The organism is Pseudaeromonas paramecii (genome assembly GCF_039540575.1).
Lineage (GTDB): Bacteria > Pseudomonadota > Gammaproteobacteria > Enterobacterales > Aeromonadaceae > Pseudaeromonas > Pseudaeromonas paramecii.
Genome location: NZ_BAABFC010000001.1, coordinates 242,495 through 268,263, shown reverse-complemented (window position 1 = coordinate 268,263; position 25,769 = coordinate 242,495). Strand labels below are relative to the sequence as shown.

Below are 25,769 nucleotides of genomic sequence, written 5' to 3'. Positions count from 1 at the left end.
GACATCAGGCCCCTAGGGTAGCCCAGGGGCCCGTTGGCAACAAGTCATCCCACTTAGCAGCACTCCAGCTCGATTTTTTCCAGCAACTGCTGGGCGGCCTCGTCCTCATGTTCCTCAAAGAAGTCCCGCAGCTGATTGAGGTGACTGTGGATCAAGAAGAGATCGTCGGGGGCCGGGCCTGAGGCCGGGCGCCGCTTGTTGAGAAAATAGGTCCAGAACGCATTGCACTTGGCCGGCTCCGCTAGGTGGCGGAGCAGGGACTGCATCAACAGGGCAGCGTTTTGGTCACAATCAATGCCTTCAAAGCTGACGTAGCGATCGGGTTTATTGCACAGACAATCGGACATGACAGACAGCACCTTTGGTTGATTAACCACAAATTGTGAGAATTGGCACCCGGATGTGGTGGAAAAGGCGGGGCCAATGGTGTTCATCCGTTACCGATGGCCAGAAACGTGCCAGCTTGGGGTAAAAAGACAGATCTCACTCACATTCTGCTCGTCACATCCGGCGAAAGGGGGTAAGCTCCCGCCTCTTTGTATGCCCATCGTTGTTGCGGTCGTCCGCAGCCCAAAAAGGTGTTTATGAGTTTTTCCTCCCTCGGACTTTCCCCTGCCTTGCTCCGCGCCGTCAGCGAGCAGGGTTATAGCGAACCTTCTCCCATCCAGGCTCAGGCCATTCCTGCCGTGTTGGCGGGTCGGGACTTGATGGCGGCCGCCCAGACGGGCACCGGCAAGACCGCTGGTTTTACCCTGCCGCTGTTGCAGCGGCTGGCCGGGGGGCCGCGTGTCAAGCCGAACCAGGTGCGCGCCCTGATCCTGGCGCCGACCCGGGAGCTGGCGGCCCAGGTGGAGGAGAGCGTGCGCAACTACGGGAAGTACCTGTCCCTGCGCTCCGGGGTGGTGTTTGGCGGGGTGGGGATCAATCCCCAGATGATGATGCTGCGCAAGGGCCTCGATGTCCTGGTGGCCTGCCCGGGCCGGCTGCTGGATCTGTACCAACAAAATGCCGTGCGCTTCGATCAGCTGGAAGTGCTGGTACTGGATGAAGCCGACCGCATGCTGGACATGGGCTTTATCCACGATATCCGCAAGGTGCTGGCCCTGTTGCCGGCCAAGCGGCAGAACCTGCTGTTCTCCGCCACCTTCGCCGACGAGATCCGCGATCTGGCCACCCGTCTGCTCAAGGACCCGCTCTCCATCGAGGTAGCGCCGCGCAACAGTACCGCCGAGCGCATCGAGCAGCTGGTACACCCGGTGGACAAGAGCCGCAAGCCGGCCCTGCTGTGCGAGCTGATCCGCCGTCATGGCTGGGAGCAGGTGCTGGTGTTTACCCGGACCAAGCACGTCGCCAACCGTCTGGCCGAGAAGCTCTGTCAGGAAGGTATCCAGGCGGCGGCCATCCACGGCAACAAGAGTCAGGGTGCCAGAACCAAGGCGCTGGCGGGCTTCAAGTCCGGCGAGCTGACCGTCATGGTGGCTACCGACATCGCGGCCCGCGGGCTGGACATCGATCAGCTGCCGCAGGTGGTGAACTTCGAGCTGCCCAACGTGGCAGAAGACTATGTGCACCGTATCGGCCGTACCGGTCGTGCCGGGGCCGCGGGTCATGCCATCTCCCTGGTGGCGGCCGATGAGGGCAAGTTGCTGCGCGGTATTGAAAAGCTGATCAAGCAGACGTTGCCCAAGGAGATCATCCCGGGCTTCGAGCCGGACAAGCTGACGCTGGATGCCATCGCCCATGGCCAGGGGCAACCGGAGCGTAAGAGCCCGCCGCCCCGCCGGCCGGGGCAAGGTCAGGGCCGGCGTCCACAAGGCGCATCTGCCGCCAAGCCGCAAGGCCAAGGCCAGGGTCGCCCGGCGCCGGGTAACTCGGCAGACAAGCCTGCCGGCAATCGCCCGCACCGCCGTCGTCGTCCGCAAACCGGCAACTCAGCGGCCTGATCACGGGCTCGCGCGCAATGCAACAGGCCGCCTTAGGGCGGCCTGTTGTTTTTGGCGGGCTAGCAAGCCGCGGTGGGTGCCATCAACGCACGGCCGTTGTGATGCCGGTAGCGCCAGATCCAGGCCAGCGCCAGGGCGCGCAGGGCGAGAAACAGGCTCATGGCGAGCCACAGGGCGTGATTGCCCAACCAGGGCAGACTGGTCAGGGCCAGGGCGAAGCCCAGGCTGGCCAGCAGCAGGCTGTTGCGCATGGCCCGACCATCGGTGGCGGCCACGAAGAGCCCATCCCACAGGTAACTCCAGACACCGATGAGGGGCAGGAGCCAGTGCCAGGGCAGGTAGACTTGCGCCAGGGCGAGCAACTGGGACTGATGGGTGAGCAGGGCCAGGATCTGATCGCCCAGCAGCAGATAGGCTAAGCCGAGCAACCCGGCCACCAGGGCCCCTTGCCGGCAGGCCGCCTGCCAATAGGCCTGCAGTTGATCCAGCCGGCGCGCCCCCAGGGCCTGCCCGCACTTGATCTCCACGCCATAGGCCAAGGCATCCAGCGCAAAGGCACTGACGGTGAGCAGATTCAGCAGCAGGGCATTGGCGGCCAGGTACTCGCTGCCCAGCCGGGCCCCCAGCAGGGTGAGGCTGGCAAAGCAGCCCTGCAGCAACAAGGAGCGGATCAGCAGATCCCGGTTAAGCCGCAACAGTGGCGCCAGATCGCCGCGCACCTGGGGGAGCAAGTCTCGCAACCGGCTCCCCCGGCGATGCAGCTCTTGGCGCACCAGCCATAGGCCGGCGGTCAGGGTCAGGTAGTCAGCCAGCAGGGTGGCCTGAGCCACCCCGGCCACCTGCCGATGCAGCCCCACCACCAGGTACAGATCCAGACCCATGTTGCACAGGTTGCCCAGTACCAGCAGCAGCACCGGGCCTTTGAGGCGCTCCAGCCCCAGCAACCAGCCACAGATGGCCAGGTTCGCCAGGGCGGCGGGGGCGGCCCACCAGCGCCAGTGCAGGTAGAGGGCGGCCTGCTCACGCACCTGGGGTTCGGCCCCGCTGACGCTGAGCAGCGCGGGGATCAGCCAGGGCGCCAGCAGCGCCAGCAGACTGCCCGCCAGCAGGGCTAGGGCCAGGGGCTGGGCTAGGGCCTTGAGGATCGCCTGCGTGTCGCCGGCGCCCAGGGCCTGGGCGGTGCGTCCCGTGGTGGCCATGCGCAAGAACAGCAGCAGCATGAAGACAAAGTTGGTGGCTGTGGTGCCCAGCGCCACACCCGCCAGGTAATGGGGAGCAGCCAGATGGCCCACCACGGCGGTGTCCACCAGACCCAGCAGGGGGACGCTGAGGTTGGACACCAGCATGGGCAGGGCGATGCGCCACAGCTGACGATCCCGGGCGCCGAAGGGCCATCTCACGCCGTGCGCTCCAGGCTTTGCTGCGTCAGATAGAGACGCAAGTCCAGCTCCAGCTGGTGGTAATCCGGCTCCATGTGGCAGCACAGCTGGTAGAAGGCCTTGTCGTGCTCCTTGTGGCGCAGATGGGCCAGTTCGTGTACGGCAATCATGCGTAAGAAGGGCGCCGGGGCCTCGCGGAACAGGCTGGCAATCTGAATGCTGGACTTGCTCTTGAGGCGCCCGCCCTGCACCCGGCTGTGAGTCAGATGCAGACCCAGCGCGTGTTTCACCACGTTGATCTTGCTGTCATAACTGACGCCGCTTAAGGGGGGCGCGCTCTTCATGTGCTGCTGCTTGAGTTCCTGGATGTAGGCAAACAGCGCCTTGTCACTCTGGATCTCGTGCCGCTGGGGCGGGTATTTTTGCGCAAGCCAGGGCCCCAGGCGCTGCTGCGCTATCAGGGTGCGCACCTGAGACAACAGGCTGTCAGGATAGCCGGCAAGAAAGGGTAATGCGGTCATGGGAGCCTCACGTCACAACGCGGGCATTATTGTGCAGGGGGCGGGAGGGGGCAAGCCTTATACCCAGTCGTCCACCGCCAGCAGGCTCAGTGGCCCGCCCAGATAGGCGCCGGTATCCAGCCACAACAGATTGCCGCGCTTCAGCGGTGCCGGCAGCGGGGTGTGGCCCAGGCACACCAGATCCACGCCTTGGATCCTCGGTTGATAATCCGGCTCGGTCAGGGCCCGTTGAACACGCGCCCGCTGCCACAGCAGCTGTTGGCAAAGTGCCGTCGGTGGATCTTGCTGTAAACAGGACCGCAGCGCCGACCAGTCCGATAGCACAGGGTCGGCATGCACCAGGCCGATTCGCTGCCCACTATGCAGTTGGCACTCCAATGCCAGGGGCAGATCGCGCAGACGCGGTAGCCAGGCGGTCAGCCAGAGTCGCTGGGCGCTGGAGAGTCCTCGATACCAGCCTCCGCCATTGTATTGCCACAGCGCCATGGCGGCGGTATCTGCTCCTAGCAGGGCATCCAGCAGCAGGCGTTCATGGTTGCCCATCACGGCATGAAACCAGGGCCGCGTCAGCAGGCGCAGGCAGGCCAGGCTTTGCGGCCCCCGGTCGATAAGATCGCCGACACTCAGCAGCAGATCGCCGCGTCCGGGTGCAAAGTCCACTTGCTGCAGGGCACGGCGCAAGGCGGGCAGACACCCATGCAGGTCACCCATCACGAAGGCGCGCCCTAGACACTGGATCCGGCGAAACATAGTGCCCTCCTGCCCGCCTGTCACTGTGCCTGATGTCACGCCTTGACGGTTCAGGCAGGACAGTGACGCGTTATGCCATATGCTTTTGCTAAGTATGCGGACAAACAGGCCTTCTATGAGTGTTAATCCCAAGCATCCTCTACCCAGCCTGCGCAGTTGGATCCTGTTGGGGGTGGTGTGCAGCGCCTTGCTGCCCTTGATGTTGACCGTGGGGTTGATCGGCGACTTCATGGATAAGCGAGCTCGACAGGGCATATTGGCGGAGCTGCGTCAGCAAGGGGAGTTGTTTGCCGAGGGGGTCAATCTGCGGCTGCTGGAGCGATTGGATGATCTGACGGTGCTGCTGAACCTCATGATTGAGACGGGCGATGTCATGGGGCCGAACAACAACGTCTACGCCTTTTTGCGTCGCAATAATCCCGATCTGCTCTGGATCGTGCGCCTCAACCACCAGGGACGGGTGGTGCGTGCCTCCCATGACTTTTTGCTTGGGCAAACCCTGGCGGATTGGTCTGTACAGACAGTGCCAGCCGTGTTTGGCCCGATGGACGAGTGGTTGGCCGAGCCGGCAAAGCTGGGCAGTGATGACAGTTGGGAGGAGCTGCGGCTGTATCTGCCGACCCCCGAGCTAGCCGCCGGCGGTGGCCTGATGGCGGGTGTGGATCTGGAAGCCCTGAGCTGGGTGGCCAGTGGGCTCCTCAGTCACGGCGCGGTACCCAGTCATACCGAGCTGTTCTTGATTGACGGGCAAGGGAAGATAGTGGTCAGTTCCAGGATCAGCCGGGAAACGCATTTGCCAGCGGGTCTGATCGTTGAATTGCTGGCGGCTCACAACCCTAGCGAACCCATCGTCTGGGACCGGCAGCACGAGCCTTGGTTTACCGAGATACTGCCGATGCCGGCTCACGGCGTCTTGCAGATGCCGGATTGGTATATTGTCGTGCGGCGACCGGCCTCTGTGGCACTGGGTGAATTGACCAAGCTGCGGGACGATATCGTACTGGTGAGTCTGCTGGCCATGGGCCTGCTGATCTGGCTGGCGGTCATCTTGTCCCGTCGTCTTAGCGCGCCCTTGAGCACCCTGGCCGCCGCCATTGACGATCCCAGTACTGCCGCCATTCCCATTGTGAGCGGCTATCACGAGGTCGGGTTGCTCTCCCATGCGCTGCGGCAGATGCGACGCAACGAGCAGGCGCAGCACCAGGCATTGGCGGATCTGAATGCCAGCCTGGAGCAGCAGGTGCTCAGCCGCACCGAAGAGTTGCACTCCATCTTGCAGCATGCCACCAACGCCTACATCAGCCTGAATCCCCAGGGTCAGGTGATCAGCTGGAATCACCGGGCCGAGCAGCTGTTTGGCTGGTCGGCCGAGGAGCGCCTGGGACGGCCCTTGCCCGACGATCTGCTCCCCCCCGAGATGTGGCACTGGATCCAAGGTTGCCTTGTTCAGGACGCCCAGGCCCGGACGGTGGATACGAGCCTCAGCGTCGAGGCCCAGATACGGCCCCGCCAGGGAAACCGGATCTGGATTTATCTGGTGGGCTGGCTCACCCCAGCCGGTGGACTGAATCGCATCAATTTGCTGGTGGCGGATATCAGCGAACAGGTGCGGCAGCGTGAGGCCCTGCTGGCCAGCCAGCAACGGCTGGAGACCATCACCAATAACCTGCCGGCCCTCATCGCCTACATAGATAGGGAACAACGCTATCGCTTCTGCAATGCCACCTATGCCGACTGGTATGGCTGGACAAGCGCCGATATGCAGGACAAGCGGCTCGATGAGCTGTTTGAAGGGGAGGAGTTGGCCGCCATCCTGCCTCACGTGCACAAGGCGCTGGCGGGCGAAGTCCAAAAATTTGAACGTCAGCACCCAGGCCGCGGTGCGGTGCAGCACCTGATCTCTACCTACATTCCCCACCGTGACGAACAGGGGCAGGTGCAGGGCTTTTACCTGCTGACCCTCGACATCAGTGCCCGCAAGCAGCTGGAGGTGGCACTGCAGCAGATGGCGCTGCAGGATGCGTTGACCGGGCTACCTAACCGCCGGGCCATGATGGCGCAGCTGCCTGATGCCATGGCTAGGGCAGATAGGTCGGGCTTGCCCCTGGCGCTGCTGTTCATGGATCTGGACGGCTTCAAGGGGGTCAATGATCGCCTGGGGCATGATGCCGGGGACGAGGTGTTGCGGGAATTTGCCCGCCGAATTCGTCAGCAGGTGCGGGAGGTGGATATCCTCTATCGCCTGGCCGGTGATGAGTTCACCCTGCTGCTGGAGAATCTGCATGCGGCTCCTGATGAGGCTCAGGCGGTCGGCCAGAAGATCTGTCGGGCGATGGCACCGCTGTTTTGTCTGGCGGCCGGGGAGGCCAGGCTCTCCACCAGTATCGGGATTGCGCTGTACTGGCCCCATCAGCCACGGGAGGTAGAGGCGCTGGTGGCCGCCGCGGATCAGGCCATGTATACCGCCAAGCGGGCCGGCAAGAATGGGGTACGGCTGGCACAGGAATAGTCATATAACACAAGGGCCGCGCCTGGTGATGCCAGGCGCGGCCCTTGTTTATGCGGATGGCGATTGTGCCTACTCTTTCTTGCGCCGCAAGGGGGCAAAACCGGCCCTGTCCTCATCGGCCTGTGGCGCACGCAGGGGCCTGGCCGATGGGGGTGTGGCCAGGGGCTTGTCCGCTGCATCGGCTTGCGGCCTGACTTGCTTAGGCGGCTTGCTGCGTTGTTGCTGCGGATGCGGCGCCGGCCGGGGCGGCTTACGGGGTTTGAGCCCGGTGAAGCGCGGCTCGAGCCCGGGCAACTGCAAGAACTCGCAGGCCTGCTGTTCCAGCCCCAGCAACCGCAGCACGGCCTGGAAGCTGGCCCAGTCCTTGGGACCCACCAGGGAGAGGGCATCGCCCTTGGCGCCGGCACGGCCGGTGCGGCCGATGCGGTGTACGTACTCCTGGGGCGCCTTGGGCATGTCGAAGTTGACCACCAGGGAGACATGCAGCAAGTCCAGACCGCGGGAGGCGATGTCGGTGGTGAACAAGATACGGTAATGACCCCGGGCGAAGCCATCCATGATGGCGTTGCGCTCGCTTTGCTTAAGCTCGCCGGAGAGGGCCACCGCCGAGATGCCCAACGCCTGACACCAGAGGGCCAGCCGCTCGGTATCGCTGCGGGTGGCGGTAAAGACGATGGCCTGCTGGTAGTCCTCGGATTGCAACAGCTGCGCCAGCAGGGCCTGCTTGTGATCCAGATGATCCGACAACAAGAAGCGCTGGCGGATGTCGGCGTGCAGCTGTTGCTCCTGGCCCACCGTGATGCGCTTGGGATCTTTAAGCAGGCTCTCGGTCAGGGTCTCAAACTGGGTGTGAGCCAGGGTGGCGGAGAACATCAGGCTCTGCCGCAGACGGTGGTTGGCCGCCTCATTGATCTGGCCTAGCTCCTTGGCAAACCCCAGATCCAGCATGCGGTCCGCTTCATCCAGGATCAGCAGCTCCACCCCGGCCAGATGCAAGGCACCCTGCTCATGGTGGTTGGCGATACGACCCGGGGTGCCCACCAGGATCTGCGGCGCACGGGCCAGCAGTTTGACCTGGTCGTTGTAATTCTCGCCCCCCAGGATCAGTCCCGCCTTGAGATTGCTGCCGGCGACCAGCAGCCGCAGCTGGGCATACACCTGCTTGGCCAGCTCCCGGGTCGGGGTCAGGATCAGCGCACGGGGACCGCGCGGTGTCAGACTGCGTTGGGTCAGCAGGCGGTGGACCATGGGCAACAGGAAGGCCAGCGTCTTGCCCGAGCCGGTACGGGAGGAGGCAGCCACATCCTGGCCGGCCAGGATCAGCGGGATGGCCAGCTGCTGGATCTCGGTGGTCTGGGTAAAGCCCAGGTGCGCTATGGCATCCTGCAGGCGCTTGTGTAGCGTCAGTTCATCAAATCGCAAGGTCATCTCCCGGGCGGTGGTGACGCCCGTGACAAGTAGAGGTAAGGATGGCAAGGGCGCATTGTACGTCATGCCCGCCGCGCTGACGACCCTCAAAGGCCACAGGCTGTCTGGGGATTGGGCGTTGACACCGGATGGAGCTTGCCACTAGATTGTTCAGCTCACTTGTGCCCCCTGCCGCCTGGATGACGGCATTTCACCTCTTCGACGGGAAGTACCACTATGCATTACCAAACCGATGACGTTCGTATCAAAGAGATTAACCAGCTGCTGCCCCCGGTGGCGGTGTTGGAGAAGTACCCGGCCACCGAAACGGCGTCCACTACGGTTTTTGAGTCCCGTCAAGCCATCCACAATATTCTGACTGGGGAAGATGACCGCCTGCTGGTGGTGATCGGCCCTTGCTCCATCCATGATCCTAAGGCCGCCATCGAGTACGGTCAGCGCCTGTTGGCCCTGCGCAATGAACTCAAGGGTGAGCTGGAGATCGTCATGCGGGTCTATTTCGAGAAGCCCCGCACCACAGTGGGCTGGAAGGGGCTGATCAACGATCCCTTCCTGGACGGCAGCTTCCGCATCAACGACGGTCTGCGCATCGGTCGCAAGCTGTTGCTGGATCTCAACGAGCTGGGCATGCCCACCGCCAGCGAATTCCTCGACATGATCACGCCCCAGTACGTGGCGGATCTGATGAGCTGGGGCGCCATCGGCGCCCGGACTACCGAATCCCAGGTGCACCGTGAACTGGCCTCCGGCCTGTCCTGCCCCGTCGGCTTCAAGAATGGTACCGATGGCACCACGCAAGTGGCGGTGGATGCCATCAAGGCCGCCGGTGCCTCTCACTGTTTCCTGTCGGTGACCAAGTACGGCCATTCCGCCATAGTGCGTACCGCCGGCAACCCGGATTGTCACATCATTCTGCGCGGCGGCAAGGCCCCTAACTACAGCGCTGCCGATGTGGCCGCCGTCGCTCAGGATCTGGCCAAGGCTGGTCTGCCGCAACGGGTGATGGTGGACTTCAGCCATGCCAACAGCTCCAAGCAGTACAAGAAGCAGATGGAAGTCTGTGCCGACGTCTGTGGTCAGCTGGCCCAGGGCAGCCAGTCTATCTTCGGTGTCATGGTGGAGAGTCACCTGGAAGAGGGGCGCCAGGATCTGGTGGAAGGGCAGTGCCTGACCTACGGCCAGAGCATCACGGATGCCTGCATCGGTTGGGCCGACACCGAAGCCCTGCTGCGTCAGCTGGCTGATGCCATCCAGGCTCGGCGCGGCTAAGCCAAGCCGCCACGTTAGGCTCACAAAGGCCCCTGCGGGGGCCTTTGTCGTTCTTGCGAAACGTGAGTCGCTTCGCAGGTTTGGCGGTCAGTTGCGCTGAAAGCGCCCGTGACGTCACGCTTGTCGGTGATGCGGTTTGCAAGTGGCAAAAGAAGGTGGACACTGCTCCCATCGACTAGGTCGGCCGAGCAACAACAACAAGCCATCCTTACAAAAATTTAGGCGCCCATCAGGCGCCCATTTTTTATCTAACCTAGCGTCTGTCCAGCAGGCGTTCAGTCAAATTTGACCTCGACCCGCGCCGCCACCTGCTTGGCCAGCGTCACGGCTTGGTTCACATCCACACCCCGGGCCAGCGCCACACCCAACCGACGGCGGCCGGCGATCTCGGGCTTGCCAAACAAGCGCAGCTGAGCGCCCGGCACCAGGGTCAACGCCTCGGCCAGTCCAGCGTAGCGCAGGTTGCAGGAGTGGCCCTCGCGCAACACCACGGCGGAAGCGGCCGGGCCATACTGGGTGATCTGTCCGATGGGCAAACCGAGGATCGCCCGCACGTGCAGAGCAAATTCGGACAGATCCTGAGAGATGAGGGTGACCATGCCGGTATCGTGGGGGCGGGGAGAGACCTCGCTGAAGTAGACCTCCTCTCCCTTGATAAACAGCTCGACACCAAACAGGCCATGGCCGCCCAGGGCGCTCACCACCTTGCCGGCCACCTCACAGGCCTTTTGCCACACTGTGTCGCTCATGGCCTGCGGCTGCCAGGACTCACGGTAGTCACCGTCCTCCTGACGGTGGCCGATGGGGGCACAGAAGTGCAGTCCATCCACCGCCTGGACCGTCAGCAGGGTGATCTCGTAATCAAAGGGCACGAAGCCTTCGATGATGACGCGCCCGCGGCCGGCGCGGCCCCCTTCCTGGGCGTATTGCCAGGCGGCATCAATTTGCTCGGGTTGGCGGATGACGCTTTGCCCCTTGCCGGAGGAGCTCATCACCGGCTTGATGACGCAGGGCAGGCCGATCTCCTGTACCGCTTGCCGGTAGTCGGCCTCCGTGTCGGCGAACCGATAGGGGGAGGTGGGCAGCGCCAGGGTTTCGGCCGCCAGGCGACGGATCCCTTCCCGGTTCATGGTCAGCAGGGTGGCCTTGGCGGTGGGCACCACCTTGTGGCCCTCTGACTCCAACGCCACCAGGGTCTCGGTGGCAATGGCCTCAATTTCCGGAATGATGAAGTGAGGCTGCTCCTGCTGGATCAGGCTGCGCAGGGCCTGGCCATCCAGCATGTTGATGACATGGCTGCGATGAGCCACCTGCATGGCCGGCGCATTGGCATAACGATCCACGGCAATCACTTCCACGCCCAGACGCTGCAGTTCGATGGCGACTTCCTTACCCAGCTCGCCTGAGCCAAGCAGCAGAGCACGGGTGGCAGCGGGGCAGTACGGGGTTCCGAGCATGATCACTTCTCCAATCGGGTTTTGCATCGACAAGATCCGGCAAACGACCGCAAAGCCAGATGATGTGGTGCCAAGGGGTGAAAATCCGGCGCATCATAACGATTTCGCCAGACAGTGCCAAGGCAATCGCAAGCGTTTGCGCCTGGGATAAACCACTGGACAGTTCAATAAAATAGAAAGGTTTACCCTAATTAATGCGCTTACTCTTCGATTGCTGGCCACATATAGTGCTGCTGTGGCCCGGATTGCAGAGGCCTCTATGCATATTAGGAGCAGCAAATGGCTAAAATTCTCGTGGTGAAATCCAGTATTCTCGGGGCCTACTCTCAATCAGCCAAACTGATCGGTGAATTTCTGGCCGAACGCCAGGGCGCGGGTCATCAGGATGAAGTGGTGGAGCGTGACCTTGGCGCAGAACCCTTGCCCGCGTTGGATGGCGTGGTGCTGGGGGCCCTGGCAGGGCAAGGTGAATTGACTGCCGAACAGCAGGGTATCCGCGATCTGTCCCAGCAGCTGATCGATGAGATCCAGGCTGCCGACATGGTGATCATTGGCCTGCCCATGTACAACTTTGGCATGCCCAGCCAGCTCAAGAGCTGGATCGATCTCATCTGTCGCGCCGGCATCACCTTCACCTATACCGAAACTGGCCCCGTGGGGTTGTTGACCGACAAACCTGTGTTGATCGTGACCACCACAGGGGGCGTCCACAAAAACCAGGCGACGGATCTGGCCCTGAGTCACCTCAAGACGGTGCTGGGTTTTGTTGGCCTCCATCAGGTGACGGTCGCCTATGCCCAGGCCCTGAACATGGGCCCGGACGCGCAATCCCAAGGGTTGAGCGAGGCCCGGGCCGTGTTGACCACGCAGGTGGAAGTCATCTGACCTGTTTTGCGCCGTTTACACAAGAGCACCTTCGGGTGCTCTTGTGTTATTTGGCGGCTTGTTCCATCGGATAGTCGTCTGTTTACAAGAGGCTGCCGAGGCCACACTTTTATCCACCGTCTCTGCCAATGCGATATGGCATGGAGTAGCATTTGCGGCTTGATTTGGGTCAACTTAAATAAGAGTCGCGCAATTACATGCATCCAAGACATGCCATCATCCTTGAACTGGTGAATGAAATCGGCCGCATCAGTGTGGTGGATCTGGCCAATCAACTCGATGTCTCTGAGGTCACGGTTCGTCAGGATCTGACGCTGCTGGAAAAAGAGGGCTTTTTGCGGCGCATCCATGGTGCCGCCACCACCATCGACAGTGATGCGCCGGATCACCGGCTCTGGATCCATGGCAAGATAAAACAGCGGCTGGCCCAGCGCGCAGCTCAGATGGTCGAGCCGGGGGAGACTGTGCTGGTGGAGGGCGGCAGTGCCAATGTCATGCTAGCCAAGCTCTTGGGCGAGCGCAGCGATGTGGCCATCATCACCCCCAGCTCCTATATCGCTCATCAACTGCGACAGGCGAAGGCCGAGGTTGTCCTCTTGGGCGGCCAGTATCAGGCTACCAGCGAAAGCCTGGTGGGCCCGCTGACCCGGCTGTGCATCGAACATGTGTTCTTCAACAAGGCCTTTATCGGGGTAGATGGGTTTCGCCCGGATTGCGGCTTTACCAACCGCAACATGATGCGCGCCGATGTGGCCAACTGTATCCTGGCCAAGGGACAGCAGAATATCGTCATCACCGACTCGAGCAAGTTCGGGCGGGTTCATCCCGGTGTCATTGGCCCCTTGAAGCTGATCTCCACCGTATTGACGGATGATCGCATTCCCCAAGAGGCCCAATCTCGCCTTCATCAGGTGGAGATTGAACTCATCACGGTGAGCAGTGCATAAAAAAAGACCAGGTACGAAGTCCGTGTACCTGGTTCAGGGGAATGAGCTCATAACGAGCTCAGATGGAAATTCAGGTGAGTTACATCAACATCTAGAGTGTAGCCACCCTTTGTGACTGTGCCAGTATTTCCCTTTGCTGCACCGCCGCCAGCCGCGGCGGCCAAGCACGATCGTCCCCCGTCATTCCTCTGAGCTACGCTCAATTGTGCAATTGTCTTCGATTTAAGGGATTGCCTCTGAAGTGACCGCCGATTATGGTATGGATTTCTGCCAATCATCATATTAACAGGATAAAAATGTCCGATTTTTACACCAGCCTCTGTGCCCAGGCCCGTGCACTCACCGATGGCGAGCCGGATTTGGTGGCAAACCTCTCCAACATCAGTGCGTTACTCAATCTCTGTCTGCCGGATCTCAACTGGGTTGGCTTCTATCTGCGGCGTACCCCGCAAACGCTGGTGTTGGGGCCGTTTCAAGGCAAACCTGCGTGCTTGCGTATTCCCATGGGGCAGGGGGTCTGTGGGACGGCCGCCGCCAGCGGTCAGGTGCAACGGGTGGCGGATGTACACGCCTTTGAGGGGCACATCGCCTGTGATGCCGCCAGCAATGCTGAAATCGTTTTACCCATCTTTGCCGGTGGCCAGGTGGTGGCGGTGCTGGATATTGACAGCCCATCTTTGAATCGCTTTTCTGCCGAGGATGAAGCTGGCTTAGCCGAGCTGGTCAAATTGTTGGAAAATTTGGACTGGAGTCAGGCAAGCTGCTCGCAATTAGGTGCGCCCTCCTTATAATAGGCGGCTAAGTTATCCTGGGCTGGAGCCCCATTTTCATCATCCAAGGTTATCAATGGACAACAACGAAAAGCTTAAGAGCAGCAAAGAGCTGATCGCCTACCTGGCAGAGCGTTTCCCTGCCTGTTTTATTGCCGACGGCGAGGCCAAGCCTCTGAAGATTGGCATCTTCCAGGATTTGGCTGAACGTCTGGCAGACGATCCCAAGGTTTCCAAGACCATGCTGCGTACCGCGCTGCGTCAATACACCTCTAGCTGGCGCTACCTGCACGGCATCAAGCCCGGCAGTCACCGTGTCGATCTGGATGGCAACCTGGGCGAGGTGTTGACGGAAGAGCATGTGCAACACGCCAAGCAGGCTCTCAAGGAGAGCAAGGACAAGGTGTTTGCCAGCCGCCGCGTCAACACCAAGGAGAAGAAGCCAGCCAAACCCCGTCGTGAGGCACGGCCCAAGCTGGATCCGGCCTCGTTGAAGAACGGTCAGCTGGTCAAAGTGGTGGTGGGTAAGGCCCCGGTTCCGGCCACCATCAAGGAAGTCACCCGTGATGACGTCCAGGTGGAACTTGCCAGTGGCATGCTTGTCAGAGTCAATGTCGAGCGAATCGTCCTTTAACCCTTGGGAGTAAGCCCTTGAGACAGCGTTTGATCCGTGTGTCCCTGTTGGCTGCCGGCCTGTTGTCTTGCGGGATGACACTGGCGGTAACACCTACCATCGAAGCGTCTAAATTGCCCAGTCTGGTACAGGAAGAGCAGCATGCCACCGCCAGCAAACGGATTACTGCGCTGTTTACCCGGAGCCACTACAAGCGCTTTGAACTGAATGATGGCTTTTCCAGCCAGATTTTCGACCTGTATCTCGAATCGCTGGACTATAACCGCAACATCTTTACCCAGGCCGACATTGCCAGCTTCGCGCCTTATCGTACCCGTTTGGACGATGCGCTGAGCAGCGGTGAGCTGGTCGGGGCCTATGACATCTACAACCTCAACCTCAAACGGCGCTATGAGCGTTATGCCTTTGCGCTCTCCTTGCTGGACTCGCCCATGACCTTTGATGGCAACGAGGAGTACCAGTTTGACCGCAGTAAGGAGGCCTGGCCGAAAGATCAGGCTGAGCTGGATCGCCTGTGGCGGGAGAAGGTGAAGGCCGAGGCCTTGAGTCTCAAGCTGAGCGGTAAGGCGTGGCCGGAGATCAAGGAGCTGTTGAGCAAGCGCTACAACAACGCCATCAAGCGGCTGACTCAGAGTGAGAGTGAAGATGTATTCCAGACGCTGATGACCGCCTTCTCCCGCGGCATTGAGCCCCACACCAGCTATCTGTCACCGCGCAATGCCGATCGCTTCAACAGCGAGATGAACCTCTCTTTGGAGGGGATTGGTGCCGTGCTGCAGGCGGATGATGACTTCACCGTGGTTCGCTCCCTGGTGCCTGGCGGTCCGGCCGATTTGTCCAAGCAGATCAAGCCTGAGGACAAGATCACGGGTGTCGGTCAGGAAGCTGGCAAGATGGTAGACATAGTCGGCTGGCGTCTGGATGACGTGGTGGATCTCATCAAGGGGCCCAAGGGCACCAAGGTGCGACTCGAGATCCAGCGAGGCAAGGGCGCCAGCAATCAGACCCAGATCATCGAGCTACAGCGTGACAAGGTGCGGTTGGAGGACAGAGCCGCCAAGTCCAAGGTGATCGAAGCCGAGGGTAAGAAGATAGGTGTCATCGAGGTGCCCAGCTTCTACGTGAACCTGCATCTGGATGTCATCAAGGAGCTGGACAAGCTCAAGGCTCAGGGGATTTCGGCCTTACTGATCGATCTCCGGGGGAATGGCGGCGGTGCGCTGACCGAAGCCACCGACCTGACGGGCCTCTTTATGACCACGGGGCCTGTGGTGCAGATCCGCGATGCCATGGGCCGGATTTCGGTCAACGAAGATGAGGACAATCAGGTTTATTACGATGGTCCCATGACGGTGCTGATTGATCGCTATAGTGCATCGGCTTCCGAGATTTTTGCCGCAGCCCTCAAGGACTATGGTCGCGCCCTGATCCTGGGCGAGAACTCGTTTGGCAAGGGCACAGTGCAGCAGCACAGGGCCTTGGGCAAGGTGTATGACTTCTTCGATCACCCCTTGGGGCACGTGCAGTACACCATCGCCAAGTTCTACCGTATCAATGGTGGCAGCACCCAGAACAAGGGCGTGGTACCGGATATCGCCTTCCCGGCCATCATAGATCCCAAGGAAACCGGTGAGAGTGTTGAACTCAACGCCCTGCCGTGGGACAGCATAGATCCTGCCGGTTACCAGACGCTGGGAGATTTTTCTGCCTGGTTGCCCGAGCTGCAGAAGCGACACGACGCCCGGGTGGCCAAGGATCCTGAGTTCCGCTATGTGGATGAGGATATCCGTTGGTACCAGGAGGAGAAGCAGAAGACCCGCATCTCCCTCAACGAACAGGTACGTCTCAAGGAACGCGACGCCATGGATACCCGGCTGTTGGCGCGCACCAATGAGCGTCTGCAGCGCCTGGGCAAACCGGCGGTCAAGACGCTGGATGACGTGCCGACCGAGGTTGAGTTCCCGGATGGCTTTTTGGATGAAGCCGCCAATATCACGGCCGATTTGGTGAGTCTCAGTCACCACTGATGATGCACCGCGAAAAGGCGACCTGAGGGTCGCCTTTTTTATCGCCATTTCTCGAGATATTTCGCCGTTAGAGCTCGGATGCGCCCTTTGCTATTTGGCAGCACCTGTGATTAATAAGATAATTAACTGATATCACTCATGCCGTCATGCTTCAGCCTTAACAGAGGGAATTCCATGGCCCACTTGTCTGCACCTCAGGAAAAACACCGTCTCGACTATCAGCCACCACATTATTGGATCGACAGCATCGATCTGGATGTGGATCTTCACGACAGTGCCACCCGGGTGGTGGCCATCAGTCAGGTGCGCCGTAACGGTCACCACAACGAACCGCTCATCCTGGATGGCGAGGATCTGCTGCTGAGCAAGGTGGCGGTCAATGGTCAGCCTTGGAGCGCCTATCTGGCCGAGCCAGGCAAGTTGACTCTCAGTCAGTTGCCCAGTGAATTCGTGCTGACCATTGAAACCCAGATAGATCCCGCCGGTAACACGGCACTCGAAGGGCTCTACCAGTCCGGCTCGGCCTTCTGTACCCAATGTGAGGCCGAGGGCTTCCGCCGCATCACCTACTATCTCGACAGACCGGACGTGTTGGCGCGCTTTTCCACCCGCATCAGTGCCGACAAGGCCCGTTTCCCCTTCCTGTTGTCCAACGGCAACCGTACCGGCAGTGGTGAGCTGGCCGACGGCCGGCACTGGGTCAGCTGGCAGGATCCCTTCCCCAAACCCTGTTACCTGTTCGCCTTGGTGGCCGGGGATTTTGATCTGCTGCAGGACAGTTTCACCACCCGCAGTGGCCGGCGGGTCGCCCTGGAGTTGTACGTCGACAAGGGCAACCTGGATCGTGCCGGACATGCCATGGCGAGTTTGAAGAAATCCATGGCCTGGGACGAGACCCGCTTTGGCCTGGAATACGATCTCGACATCTACATGATTGTCGCGGTGGATTTCTTCAACATGGGGGCCATGGAAAACAAGGGGCTCAACATCTTCAACGCTAAGTTTGTGCTGGCCAACCCCCAAACCGCCACCGATACCGATTACTTCGACATAGAGCGGGTGATCGGTCACGAGTATTTTCACAACTGGACCGGCAACCGGGTGACCTGCCGGGATTGGTTCCAGCTCAGTCTCAAGGAGGGGCTGACGGTCTTCCGGGATCAGGAGTTCTCCTCCGATCTGGGTTCACGGGGCGTGAACCGTATCCGCAATGCCCGCCTGGTGCAAGGGCCGCAGTTTGCCGAAGATGCCGGCCCCATGGCCCATCCCATCCGCCCGGATGTGGTGATCGAGATGAATAACTTCTACACCCTGACGGTGTATGAGAAGGGCTCGGAAGTCATTCGCATGCTGCACACCCTGCTGGGTGAAGATGCCTTCCAGGCGGGGATACGGCTCTATCTGGGCCGGCATGATGGTCAGGCGGCCACCTGTGAGGATTTTGTCTGCGCCATGGAAGAGGCCTCCGGACGGGATCTCAAGCAGTTCCGTCGCTGGTACAGCCAGGCCGGTACGCCGGTGCTGACGGTGCGGGATGAGTATGATGCCCACCAGCAGATCTATCGTTTACACGTCAGTCAATCGACACCGGCTACGCCCCGTCAGCCGGAGAAGTTGCCGCTGCATATTCCCCTGAGCCTGGCACTGTATGATGAACAGGGGCGGGTGATCCAGTCTGACGGGGTCGCTGTCGATCGGGTGCTGGATGTCCAAGAACCTCAGCAGACCTTTGAGTTTACCGGCATCGGCGAGAAGCCGGTACCGGCCTTGTTGCAGGAGTTTTCCGCACCGGTCAAGCTGGATTACCCCTTCAGTGAGGCACAGCTGACGCTGCTGCTGGGCCATGCCCAGAACGACTACAGCCGCTGGGATGCCGCACAGCGCCTGGTGCAAAACTGGATCCATCAGGCGGTCGAGCAACTGGCGCGCCAGCAGGCACCGGCAGTCCCAGTGGCTTTGGCCCGAGTGCTGCAGCAGGTGTTGCAGGATAGCCGGCTGGATGCTGCGTTGCGGGCCGAAATTCTCACCCTGCCCAGCGAAAGCAGCCTGCTTGAAACCTTCAACCAGGTGGATGTGGACCTGTTGCACAAGGCTCGGCAGCAGTTGCTGCGGTCCCTGGCGACTGCCATGCAACCGGCGCTGCTGTCGGCCTATCGCAGTTGCCAGCAGGGATGGGAGGGCCTGTCCGCCGAGGCGGTCGGTCAGCGTGCCCTGGCGGGAGTCTGCCTGCAGCTGCTTAGCCTGGCGGATCCGGCGCTGGGCGATGAGCTGGTTGCTTGCCAGTGGCGTGAGCAATCCGGCATGACCTTACGGCTGGCGGCATTGCAGGCCGCCAACCAGGCGCAACTGCCCTGTCGTGATGCCTTGATGGCGGAATTTGAAGCCCAGTGGCACCACGATGGTTTGGTGATGGACAACTGGTTCCGTCTGCAGGCCCAGACCCCGGTTGCGGCCTTGACCAAGGTGCGCGGTCTGCTGAGCCACCCCAGCTTCAGCCTGAGCAATCCTAACCGGACCCGGGCGCTAGTCGGCACCTTCTGCTCGGCCAACCCTGTGGCCTTCCATGCTAAGGATGGCAGTGGTTATGCCTTCTTGGCGGAGATCCTCACCGAGCTCAACCGTACCAATCCTCAGGTGGCCTCTCGCCTGATCACACCGCTCATTCAGTTCCAGCGGCTGGATAACGACCGGCAGCAATTGGCACGGCAGACATTACAACGTTTGGCGGGCCTGCCGGATCTGGCGCGGGATCTGTTTGAGAAGATAGAGCGGGCACTGAGCCAGTAACCAGGAGGCGGGCAGCGCCCGACGACAGCCATGCGCCATTACACCTTTGTGCTGAACCTGACCGCCGAGGAGATACTGCCGTACTATCGCGGCCAGGCCAAGCGTGTGTCGGTGATGAGTGAGCAGGGGTTGCGGTTGGAGTTACCCGCCGATCGGTTGCGGCCCTTTGTGACCAGCGCCGGGATCCGAGGCCGTTTTCGCCTGACCACGGAAGATAATCACAGCTTTCTTGATCTGGAGCGGTTGGCCTGATCTGCTGGATGGATGCAAAGGCGGGTAAATGTCGCTAACATGTGCCCGCTTTTTTATGCCGTCTGCCTGCGCCGGTACAGGGCAAACGTTATGATCCCCACTGTTAAGGAGCCGACATGTTTTACTCACTGGCCCGCCACTGCCTGTTCAAGCTGGATCCGGAAGTGGCCCATGAGCTGACCATCAAACAACTCTCCTGGCTGGCCAATACGCCCCTGGACTGCTTCTTTCGTCAGCGTGTACCCAGTCGCCCCGTGCAGGTCATGGGATTGACCTTCGACAACCCTGTGGGCCTGGCAGCGGGTCTGGATAAGGATGGCGAGTGTATCGATGCTTTCGGTGCCATGGGTTTTGGTTTTATCGAGGTGGGGACAGTCACTCCGCGCCCGCAACCTGGCAATGATAAGCCGCGACTGTTTCGGGTGATCCCGGCGCAAGGGATCATCAACCGCATGGGCTTTAATAACAAGGGTGTGGATCACCTGGTGGAGCAGGTAAAAAAGAGCCGTTATAAAGGGATCCTGGGGATCAACATCGGCAAGAATAAAGACACCCCGATTGAGCAGGGCAAAGACGATTATTTGATCTGCATGGACAAGGTGTATGCCTATGCTGGTTACATTGCGATCAATATTTCCTCACCCAACACACCGGATCTGCGTAAATTGCAGTACGGTGAGGCATTGGATGAATTGCTCAGCGCCCTGAAGATCCGTCAAACTGAACTGGCAGAGAAACATAATAAGTATGTTCCTCTGGCGGTCAAGATAGCCCCGGATCTGACTCACGAAGAAATTGATCAAATAGCCGACTCCTTGATTAAGAATGGCATTGATGGCGTGATTGCCACCAACACCACCCTGGATCGTGCGATGATCTTCGATATGCCCCATGCCATCGAGGCCGGCGGGCTGAGTGGCCGTCCACTGCAGAGTAAGAGTACCGAGGTGATCCGTTATCTGTCCCAGCGCCTTGACGGTAAGCTGCCCATCATTGGGGTAGGGGGGATTGATTCGGCCATGGCCGCCCGGGAAAAAATAGACGCCGGGGCTCAATTGGTCCAAATATATTCCGGTTTTATTTATCGTGGTCCGCCACTGGTAAAAGAATTAGTGGAAAACATTTAAAAAATATGACCAGTCCCGCAGGAATAGTTTGAATCTTGTTTGCTGAATCATTAATCTGATTGGGCACAGAACAAACAACGAGACTGGTCATGATTCTTCTCCCCGACGATCAATGGCGCTGGTGTTATGATGAAGGGCGTGACAAGTTGCTGCTCGACCTGACGGACGAGATGCAATTTGAAACTGCCTACCAGGCCAAACAGCTTTCCCCGTCAGCTCGCCAATCTCATCCTTTTTCACTGGAGGATGCCAGTTACTATTTTCACCTGCTGGAATGCATCGGTGAACTACCCTTTTCAGAACCTGAACGGGTGCAGCTGGTATTGAATGCCATCGCCTTCTGCCGCTTTGGTAAACCCATGATGCCCCAGAGTTGGTATTTCAAAGAGGTTGGCTTGCAACCACAGCCACCGCTGCTCGGCGAAGTCTTCAGCCTGATAGCAGAACAGGGACATGGGGATTTTCTGGTGATTGAACCCGGTGACAAGGCCTCGGTCTGCCTGTTCTTGGGTGATCGGCTGCCTGTGGCAGAGGACAAGTGCCTGCGGCAGTCCTCCGTCATCAAGGTGATGAACAACCGTCTGGTGCCGTTCCACGCCGTCAGCCGCGCCTTAATGCAACTGGCCTGATGCGGGCTCTGTCCCGGTTGGGGCAGGGCATACGCATAAAAAAACGCCGCAAGATGCGGCGTTTCATATTTGGTTGCGGGGGCAGGATTTGAACCTACGACCTTCGGGTTATGAGCCCGACGAGCTACCATGCTGCTCCACCCCGCGTCTGATGGAGGCGCATCTTAGGCATCTTGTTCTCTGCTGGCAACACTTAATTTCAACTTTCCTCTCGACTGCCGATTAATTGAGCGGCCCACTGCGCCAGCGCCAAGCCATTTTTTAGTGAAAGGGAGGGCAGGGCGCCTCGCTTAGGGTATAATGCCCGGCCCACTGCACGTACCTCTAGATGACTGTATATGACTGATTTTTTTGCCTCCTGCCCCAAAGGACTGGAACCTCTGCTCAGTGACGAGCTTACCCGCCTCGGCGCCGAGTCCGTCAAAGACACGGTTGCGGGTGTTCTGTTCACCGGTTCCTTGGAGACGGCCTACCGTGCCTGTCTGTGGAGTCGCTTTGCCAGTCGCATTCAGCTTCGCCTGGCGGAATTTACCGTGCGGGATGACATGGATCTCTACTTGGGGATCAGCGCCCAATCCTGGGAACAGCATTTCGGTCCCACGGCCTCCCTGGCGGTGGACTTCTCCGGCACCAACGATGCCATCCGCAATACCCAGTACGGTGCGGTCAAGGTGAAAGATGCCATCGTCGATCGCTTCAATAAGAAGTTCGGTCGCCGCCCCGAGGTGGACAAGCGTCAGCCGGATGTTCGCATCATGGTGCACCTCAAGCGTGAAATGGCCTCCGTCGGCCTGGATCTCTCCGGCCCGGCGCTGCATCAGCGCGGTTATCGCAGTGGCACCGGTGAGGCGCCCCTCAAGGAAAACCTGGCGGCGGCCATGCTGGCCCGCGGCGGCTGGCAAGGGGAGCCTTTGCTGGATCCCATGTGTGGCTCTGGCACCCTGCTCATCGAGGCCGCCATGCAGGCCACCGACATGGCCCCCGGCCTGTTGCGTCAGCAGTTTGGCTTCGAACGCTGGCTGCAGCACGATGCCGACCTGTGGCACAGCCTCAAGGCCGAGGCCCAGGTGCGGGCCCGCCGTGGCATGAATAAGCTGGCCGGTAGCCTCAAGCTGCAGGGCAACGATCAGGATGCCCGGGTGTTGGCCCGCGCCAAGGAGAACGTCTCCCGCGCCGGCTTTGACGGCGTGATCCAGCTGCAACAGCAGGCCCTGGAGCAACACACCAACCCCTGGCCCAACGAACGGGGCTTCGTCATCAGCAACCCCCCTTATGGCGAGCGTCTGGGTGATATGCCCGAGCTGCTCAAGCTGTATCAGCAGTGGGGCCAGATCTTGCGCCAGGAGTTCAAAGGCTGGCGGGTGAGTGTGCTGAGCGCCTCGCCGGATTTGCTCACCTGTCTGCGGCTGCGCACCGACAAGCAATACCGGCTGTTCAACGGCGCGCTGGAGTGCCAGCTGCGCAATTACCTCATCTCAGAAACCGCGGTGGCCTCCACCAAGCAGGTGGCCGAGGACTTTGCCAACCGGCTGCGCAAGAACATCAAGCAGTTGGAGAAGTGGGCCAAGCAGGAGGGATTGGAAGCCTACCGCCTCTATGATGCGGACTTGCCGGATTACAACGTGGCCATCGACCGCTACCGGGATCATCTGGTGATCCAGGAGTATGCCGCGCCCAAGTCGATCCCTGAGCAGACCGCGCGGCAGCGCTTGCTGGATCTGATGCAGGCGTGCATCGAGGTCACCGGTGTCCCCGGCGCCAATGTGGTGCTCAAGGTGCGGGAGCGGCAAAAGGGCGAGCAGCAATATCAGCGCATGGCTACCCGCAACGAGCGGATGGCCATTCAGGAGTACAACGTCTCCTTGCTGGTCAACCTGCACGATTACCTGGATACCGGGCTGTTTCTGGATCACAGGTACACACGGCGCATGCTGGGCAAGCTGGCCAAGGGCCAGGACTTTCTCAATCTGTTTGCCTATACCGGCAGCGCCACCGTGCATGCGGCCGCCGGTGGCGCCCGTTCCACCACCACGGTGGACATGTCCCGCACCTACCTGGACTGGGCGCGGGACAACATGGCCCACAACGGCTTCGTTGGTCGGCAGCATCGCTACGAGCAGGCCGACTGTCTGCAGTGGCTGGCTCAATGTCGTCAGCAATACGATCTTATCTTCATCGACCCGCCCACCTTCTCCAACTCCAAGCGGATGGAGGAGAGCTTCGATGTGCAGCGGGATCACCTCAAGCTGATGAGTGACTTGAAGCGCCTGCTGCGCCCGGCGGGCACCCTGGTGTTCTCCAACAACAAGCGTCACTTCAAGATGGACCTGGACGGTTTGGCGGCGCTGGGGCTGCAGGCCAAGAACATCAGCGAGCAGAGCCTGTCCAAGGACTTTGCCCGCAACAAGCAGATCCACAACTGCTGGATCATCACCCATCAGGCCAGCCCAACGCCATGAGGCTAGGTCTGAAGACGCACACCGGCGCTGCGGCGCCGACACCCTACTGGCAACGGGGGCTCCTCCGTTGCTGCCCTAACCGTAATGAGCGTTTTTGATGGCCATTTTCTCCCTACAACAAGCCTTTCTCTCCTACGGCACCTCACCCATCCTGGATCATGTCGACCTCAACATAGAGGCGGGTGAACGTCTGTGTCTGGTGGGCCGTAATGGCGCCGGCAAGTCGACCCTGCTCAAGGTCATCGAGGGCACGGTGCAACTGGAGGATGGCCGGCGCAGCCATCTGCAGGATCTGCGCATCGCCCGGCTGGAGCAGGATCCGCCCCAGAGCCTGCCCCATACCGTCTTCGAATACGTCGCCCAGGGGCTCCAGGCACTGGGGCAATTGCTGGCGGACTACCACCAGGCCTCCCAGGCGGTGGCGCAGGATCCCAGCCCGGCCAATCTGGCGCGGCTGGGGCGTCTGCAGGAACAGCTGGACCTGCATGACGGTTGGCAATTCGACACCCGCATCCACCAGGTACTCAGTCGTCTGGGTCTGGATGCCGAGGCCAACCTGACCCAACTCTCCGGTGGTTGGTTGCGCAAGGTGGCCCTGGCCCGCGCCCTGGCCAGCAATCCGGATCTGCTGCTGCTGGACGAGCCTACCAACCACCTGGACATCGGCACCATCGACTGGCTGGAGAATTTCCTCAAGGAATTCGGCGGTGCCATCGTCTTCATCAGCCACGACCGTGAATTCATTCATCGACTGGCCACCCGTATCGTCGACCTGGATCGCGGCCAGCTCACCTCCTGGCCCGGGGATTACGACAGTTACCTGTCGGGCAAGGAAGAGTCACTGCGGGTCGAAGCACTGCAAAATGCCGAGTTTGACAAGAAGCTGGCCCAGGAAGAGGCCTGGATCCGTCAAGGGATCAAGGCCCGGCGCACCCGTAATGAAGGTCGGGTGCGGGCCCTCAAGGATCTGCGGGTGGAGCGCTCGGCCCGTCGCGAGCAGATGGGCAAGGCCAACATCCAGCTGGATGATGCCCTGCGCTCCGGCAAGCTGGTGTTCGAAGGCACCGGTGTGGAGTTCCGCCTGGGCGAGCGGGTGCTGGTGAACCATTTTAGCCCGCTGGTGCAACGGGGCGACAAGATCGCCCTGGTGGGACCCAATGGCTGTGGCAAGACGACCCTCATCAAGCTGCTGTTGGGTGAGCTGCAACCCACCGCCGGTAAGCTGCGTTGCGGCACCAAGCTGGAGGTGGCCTATTTTGACCAGTATCGCCAGCAGCTCGACCCCGACAGGACCGTGATGGACAACCTGGCAGAAGGTCGCCAGGAGGTGGAGATCAACGGCCGCCGCCGCCATGTGCTGGGTTACCTGCAGGACTTCCTGTTTGAGCCCAAGCGCGCGCTGACGCCGGTGCGTGCCTTATCCGGTGGTGAGAAAAATCGACTCCTGCTGGCCCGGCTGTTTCTCAAACCCTGCAACCTGCTGATCCTGGACGAACCCACCAACGATCTGGATATTGAAACCCTGGAGCTGCTTGAAGAGCTGCTGGCGGAATATCAGGGCACCTTGCTGCTGGTCAGTCACGATCGGCGCTTCATCGATAATACCGTCAGCCATTGCTGGGTATTTGAGGGCGATGGAAAAATCAGTGAATATGTGGGCGGTTACAGCGATATTCCCCACGGTGGAACCGGCGGCAGCAGTGAACCGGCTCAGCCCACCAAGAAGGTGGAAGCAGTCGAGGTCACCCCAGCGGCGCGCAAGGGGCGCAAGCTGTCATATAAATTACAGTTAGAGTTAGATTCTTTACCAGCCAAGCTGGAACTATTGGAAAATAGCATTGCCCAATGGCAAGCCAGGATTAATGAGCCTGATTTCTTTAGTAAACCGGCCGAGGAGACGCAGTCTGTGCTAGATGCGTTGAGTCAGGCAGAGGCGGATCTTGAAGCGGCTTTTCTGCGATGGGAAGAGCTTGAAGCGTTGAAGAACGAGGAATGA

The 25,769-nt window shown here is 60.4% G+C and carries 20 protein-coding genes and 1 tRNA gene; 14 read left to right on the top strand and 7 right to left on the bottom strand.

Annotated elements, in window-relative coordinates; all coding sequences use genetic code 11:
• Nucleotides 1-53 precede the first annotated feature (53 nt).
• Nucleotides 54-347 (bottom strand): N(2)-fixation sustaining protein CowN, encoded by a 294-nt coding sequence (cowN, locus tag ABD847_RS01250; RefSeq protein ID WP_345009247.1) that lies wholly within the window; start codon nucleotides 345-347, stop codon nucleotides 54-56.
• A gap of 237 nt (nucleotides 348-584) precedes the next feature.
• Here cowN and ABD847_RS01245 point away from each other — a divergent pair, with 237 nt between their 5' ends.
• Nucleotides 585-1,943 carry a DEAD/DEAH box helicase gene (locus tag ABD847_RS01245; RefSeq protein ID WP_345009246.1) on the top strand — a complete coding sequence of 453 codons (1,359 nt, stop codon included), beginning with the start codon at nucleotides 585-587 and terminating at the stop codon, nucleotides 1,941-1,943.
• A gap of 59 nt (nucleotides 1,944-2,002) precedes the next feature.
• Here the strand turns inward: ABD847_RS01245 and dinF are convergent, their stop codons facing one another.
• The 3 genes from dinF to ABD847_RS01230 are packed head-to-tail and all read right to left on the bottom strand — an operon-like array spanning nucleotide 2,003 to nucleotide 4,593.
• Nucleotides 2,003-3,343 (bottom strand): MATE family efflux transporter DinF, encoded by a 1,341-nt coding sequence (gene dinF / locus ABD847_RS01240; protein WP_345009245.1) that lies wholly within the window; start codon nucleotides 3,341-3,343, stop codon nucleotides 2,003-2,005.
• On the bottom strand, nucleotides 3,340-3,843 hold the full coding sequence (locus tag ABD847_RS01235) for a M48 metallopeptidase family protein (protein ID WP_345009243.1): 504 nt from the start codon (nucleotides 3,841-3,843) through the stop codon (nucleotides 3,340-3,342). The genes dinF and ABD847_RS01235 overlap by 4 nt, the downstream gene beginning before the upstream one ends.
• Nucleotides 3,844-3,900: 57 nt before the next feature.
• Nucleotides 3,901-4,593 (bottom strand): metallophosphoesterase, encoded by a 693-nt coding sequence (locus tag ABD847_RS01230; RefSeq protein WP_345009241.1) that lies wholly within the window; start codon nucleotides 4,591-4,593, stop codon nucleotides 3,901-3,903.
• Nucleotides 4,594-4,708: 115 nt separating this feature from the next.
• On the opposite strand from ABD847_RS01230, the gene ABD847_RS01225 reads away from it, so the two are divergent.
• Nucleotides 4,709-7,102 (top strand): diguanylate cyclase domain-containing protein, encoded by a 2,394-nt coding sequence (locus ABD847_RS01225; RefSeq protein ID WP_345009239.1) that lies wholly within the window; start codon nucleotides 4,709-4,711, stop codon nucleotides 7,100-7,102.
• Nucleotides 7,103-7,171: 69 nt separating this feature from the next.
• On the opposite strand, the gene ABD847_RS01220 is transcribed toward ABD847_RS01225, so the two are convergent.
• Nucleotides 7,172-8,524 (bottom strand): DEAD/DEAH box helicase, encoded by a 1,353-nt coding sequence (locus ABD847_RS01220; RefSeq protein WP_345009237.1) that lies wholly within the window; start codon nucleotides 8,522-8,524, stop codon nucleotides 7,172-7,174.
• Nucleotides 8,525-8,746: 222 nt separating this feature from the next.
• Between ABD847_RS01220 and aroG the strand changes: the two genes are divergently transcribed.
• On the top strand, nucleotides 8,747-9,799 hold the full coding sequence (aroG, locus tag ABD847_RS01215; protein ID WP_345009235.1) for a 3-deoxy-7-phosphoheptulonate synthase AroG: 1,053 nt from the start codon (nucleotides 8,747-8,749) through the stop codon (nucleotides 9,797-9,799).
• 275 nt (nucleotides 9,800-10,074) lie between these two features.
• Here aroG and purT read toward each other — a convergent pair whose 3' ends face one another.
• The gene (gene purT, locus ABD847_RS01210; RefSeq protein ID WP_345009233.1) at nucleotides 10,075-11,256 is read right to left on the bottom strand and encodes a formate-dependent phosphoribosylglycinamide formyltransferase; all 1,182 of its coding nucleotides are present in this window, start codon (nucleotides 11,254-11,256) and stop codon (nucleotides 10,075-10,077) included.
• Nucleotides 11,257-11,535: 279 nt separating this feature from the next.
• On the opposite strand from purT, the gene ABD847_RS01205 reads away from it, so the two are divergent.
• The 9 genes from ABD847_RS01205 (at nucleotide 11,536) to ABD847_RS01165 (ending at nucleotide 21,314) form a co-directional block, all read left to right on the top strand.
• Entirely contained in the window at nucleotides 11,536-12,141 is a 606-nt protein-coding gene (locus tag ABD847_RS01205) for an FMN-dependent NADH-azoreductase (RefSeq protein ID WP_345009231.1), read from the top strand.
• Between the two features lie 197 nt (nucleotides 12,142-12,338).
• Nucleotides 12,339-13,088: a DeoR family transcriptional regulator gene (locus ABD847_RS01200; protein ID WP_345009229.1), complete on the top strand. Its 750-nt coding sequence runs from the start codon at nucleotides 12,339-12,341 to the stop codon at nucleotides 13,086-13,088.
• Between the two features lie 296 nt (nucleotides 13,089-13,384).
• On the top strand, nucleotides 13,385-13,879 hold the full coding sequence (locus ABD847_RS01195; protein WP_345009227.1) for a GAF domain-containing protein: 495 nt from the start codon (nucleotides 13,385-13,387) through the stop codon (nucleotides 13,877-13,879).
• 55 nt (nucleotides 13,880-13,934) lie between these two features.
• On the top strand, nucleotides 13,935-14,492 hold the full coding sequence (gene proQ / locus ABD847_RS01190) for an RNA chaperone ProQ (RefSeq protein WP_345009225.1): 558 nt from the start codon (nucleotides 13,935-13,937) through the stop codon (nucleotides 14,490-14,492).
• Nucleotides 14,493-14,509: 17 nt separating this feature from the next.
• Nucleotides 14,510-16,519, top strand: coding sequence for a carboxy terminal-processing peptidase (prc, locus tag ABD847_RS01185; protein WP_345009223.1), 2,010 nt, complete (start codon nucleotides 14,510-14,512; stop codon nucleotides 16,517-16,519).
• Nucleotides 16,520-16,693: 174 nt separating this feature from the next.
• Nucleotides 16,694-19,306: an aminopeptidase N gene (gene pepN, locus ABD847_RS01180; protein ID WP_345009221.1), complete on the top strand. Its 2,613-nt coding sequence runs from the start codon at nucleotides 16,694-16,696 to the stop codon at nucleotides 19,304-19,306.
• 30 nt (nucleotides 19,307-19,336) lie between these two features.
• Nucleotides 19,337-19,558, top strand: coding sequence for a DUF2835 domain-containing protein (locus tag ABD847_RS01175; RefSeq protein WP_345009219.1), 222 nt, complete (start codon nucleotides 19,337-19,339; stop codon nucleotides 19,556-19,558).
• A 116-nt stretch (nucleotides 19,559-19,674) separates the two neighbouring features.
• Nucleotides 19,675-20,685 carry a quinone-dependent dihydroorotate dehydrogenase gene (gene pyrD, locus ABD847_RS01170; RefSeq protein WP_345009217.1) on the top strand — a complete coding sequence of 337 codons (1,011 nt, stop codon included), beginning with the start codon at nucleotides 19,675-19,677 and terminating at the stop codon, nucleotides 20,683-20,685.
• An 89-nt stretch (nucleotides 20,686-20,774) separates the two neighbouring features.
• Nucleotides 20,775-21,314: a cell division protein ZapC gene (locus ABD847_RS01165; RefSeq protein ID WP_345009215.1), complete on the top strand. Its 540-nt coding sequence runs from the start codon at nucleotides 20,775-20,777 to the stop codon at nucleotides 21,312-21,314.
• 70 nt (nucleotides 21,315-21,384) lie between these two features.
• On the opposite strand, the gene ABD847_RS01160 is transcribed toward ABD847_RS01165, so the two are convergent.
• Nucleotides 21,385-21,461, bottom strand: a tRNA-Met gene (locus ABD847_RS01160).
• Nucleotides 21,462-21,652: 191 nt separating this feature from the next.
• Between ABD847_RS01160 and rlmKL the strand changes: the two genes are divergently transcribed.
• Nucleotides 21,653-23,773 carry a bifunctional 23S rRNA (guanine(2069)-N(7))-methyltransferase RlmK/23S rRNA (guanine(2445)-N(2))-methyltransferase RlmL gene (gene rlmKL, locus ABD847_RS01155; RefSeq protein WP_345009213.1) on the top strand — a complete coding sequence of 707 codons (2,121 nt, stop codon included), beginning with the start codon at nucleotides 21,653-21,655 and terminating at the stop codon, nucleotides 23,771-23,773.
• Between the two features lie 97 nt (nucleotides 23,774-23,870).
• Entirely contained in the window at nucleotides 23,871-25,769 is a 1,899-nt protein-coding gene (locus ABD847_RS01150) for an ABC transporter ATP-binding protein (RefSeq protein ID WP_345009211.1), read from the top strand.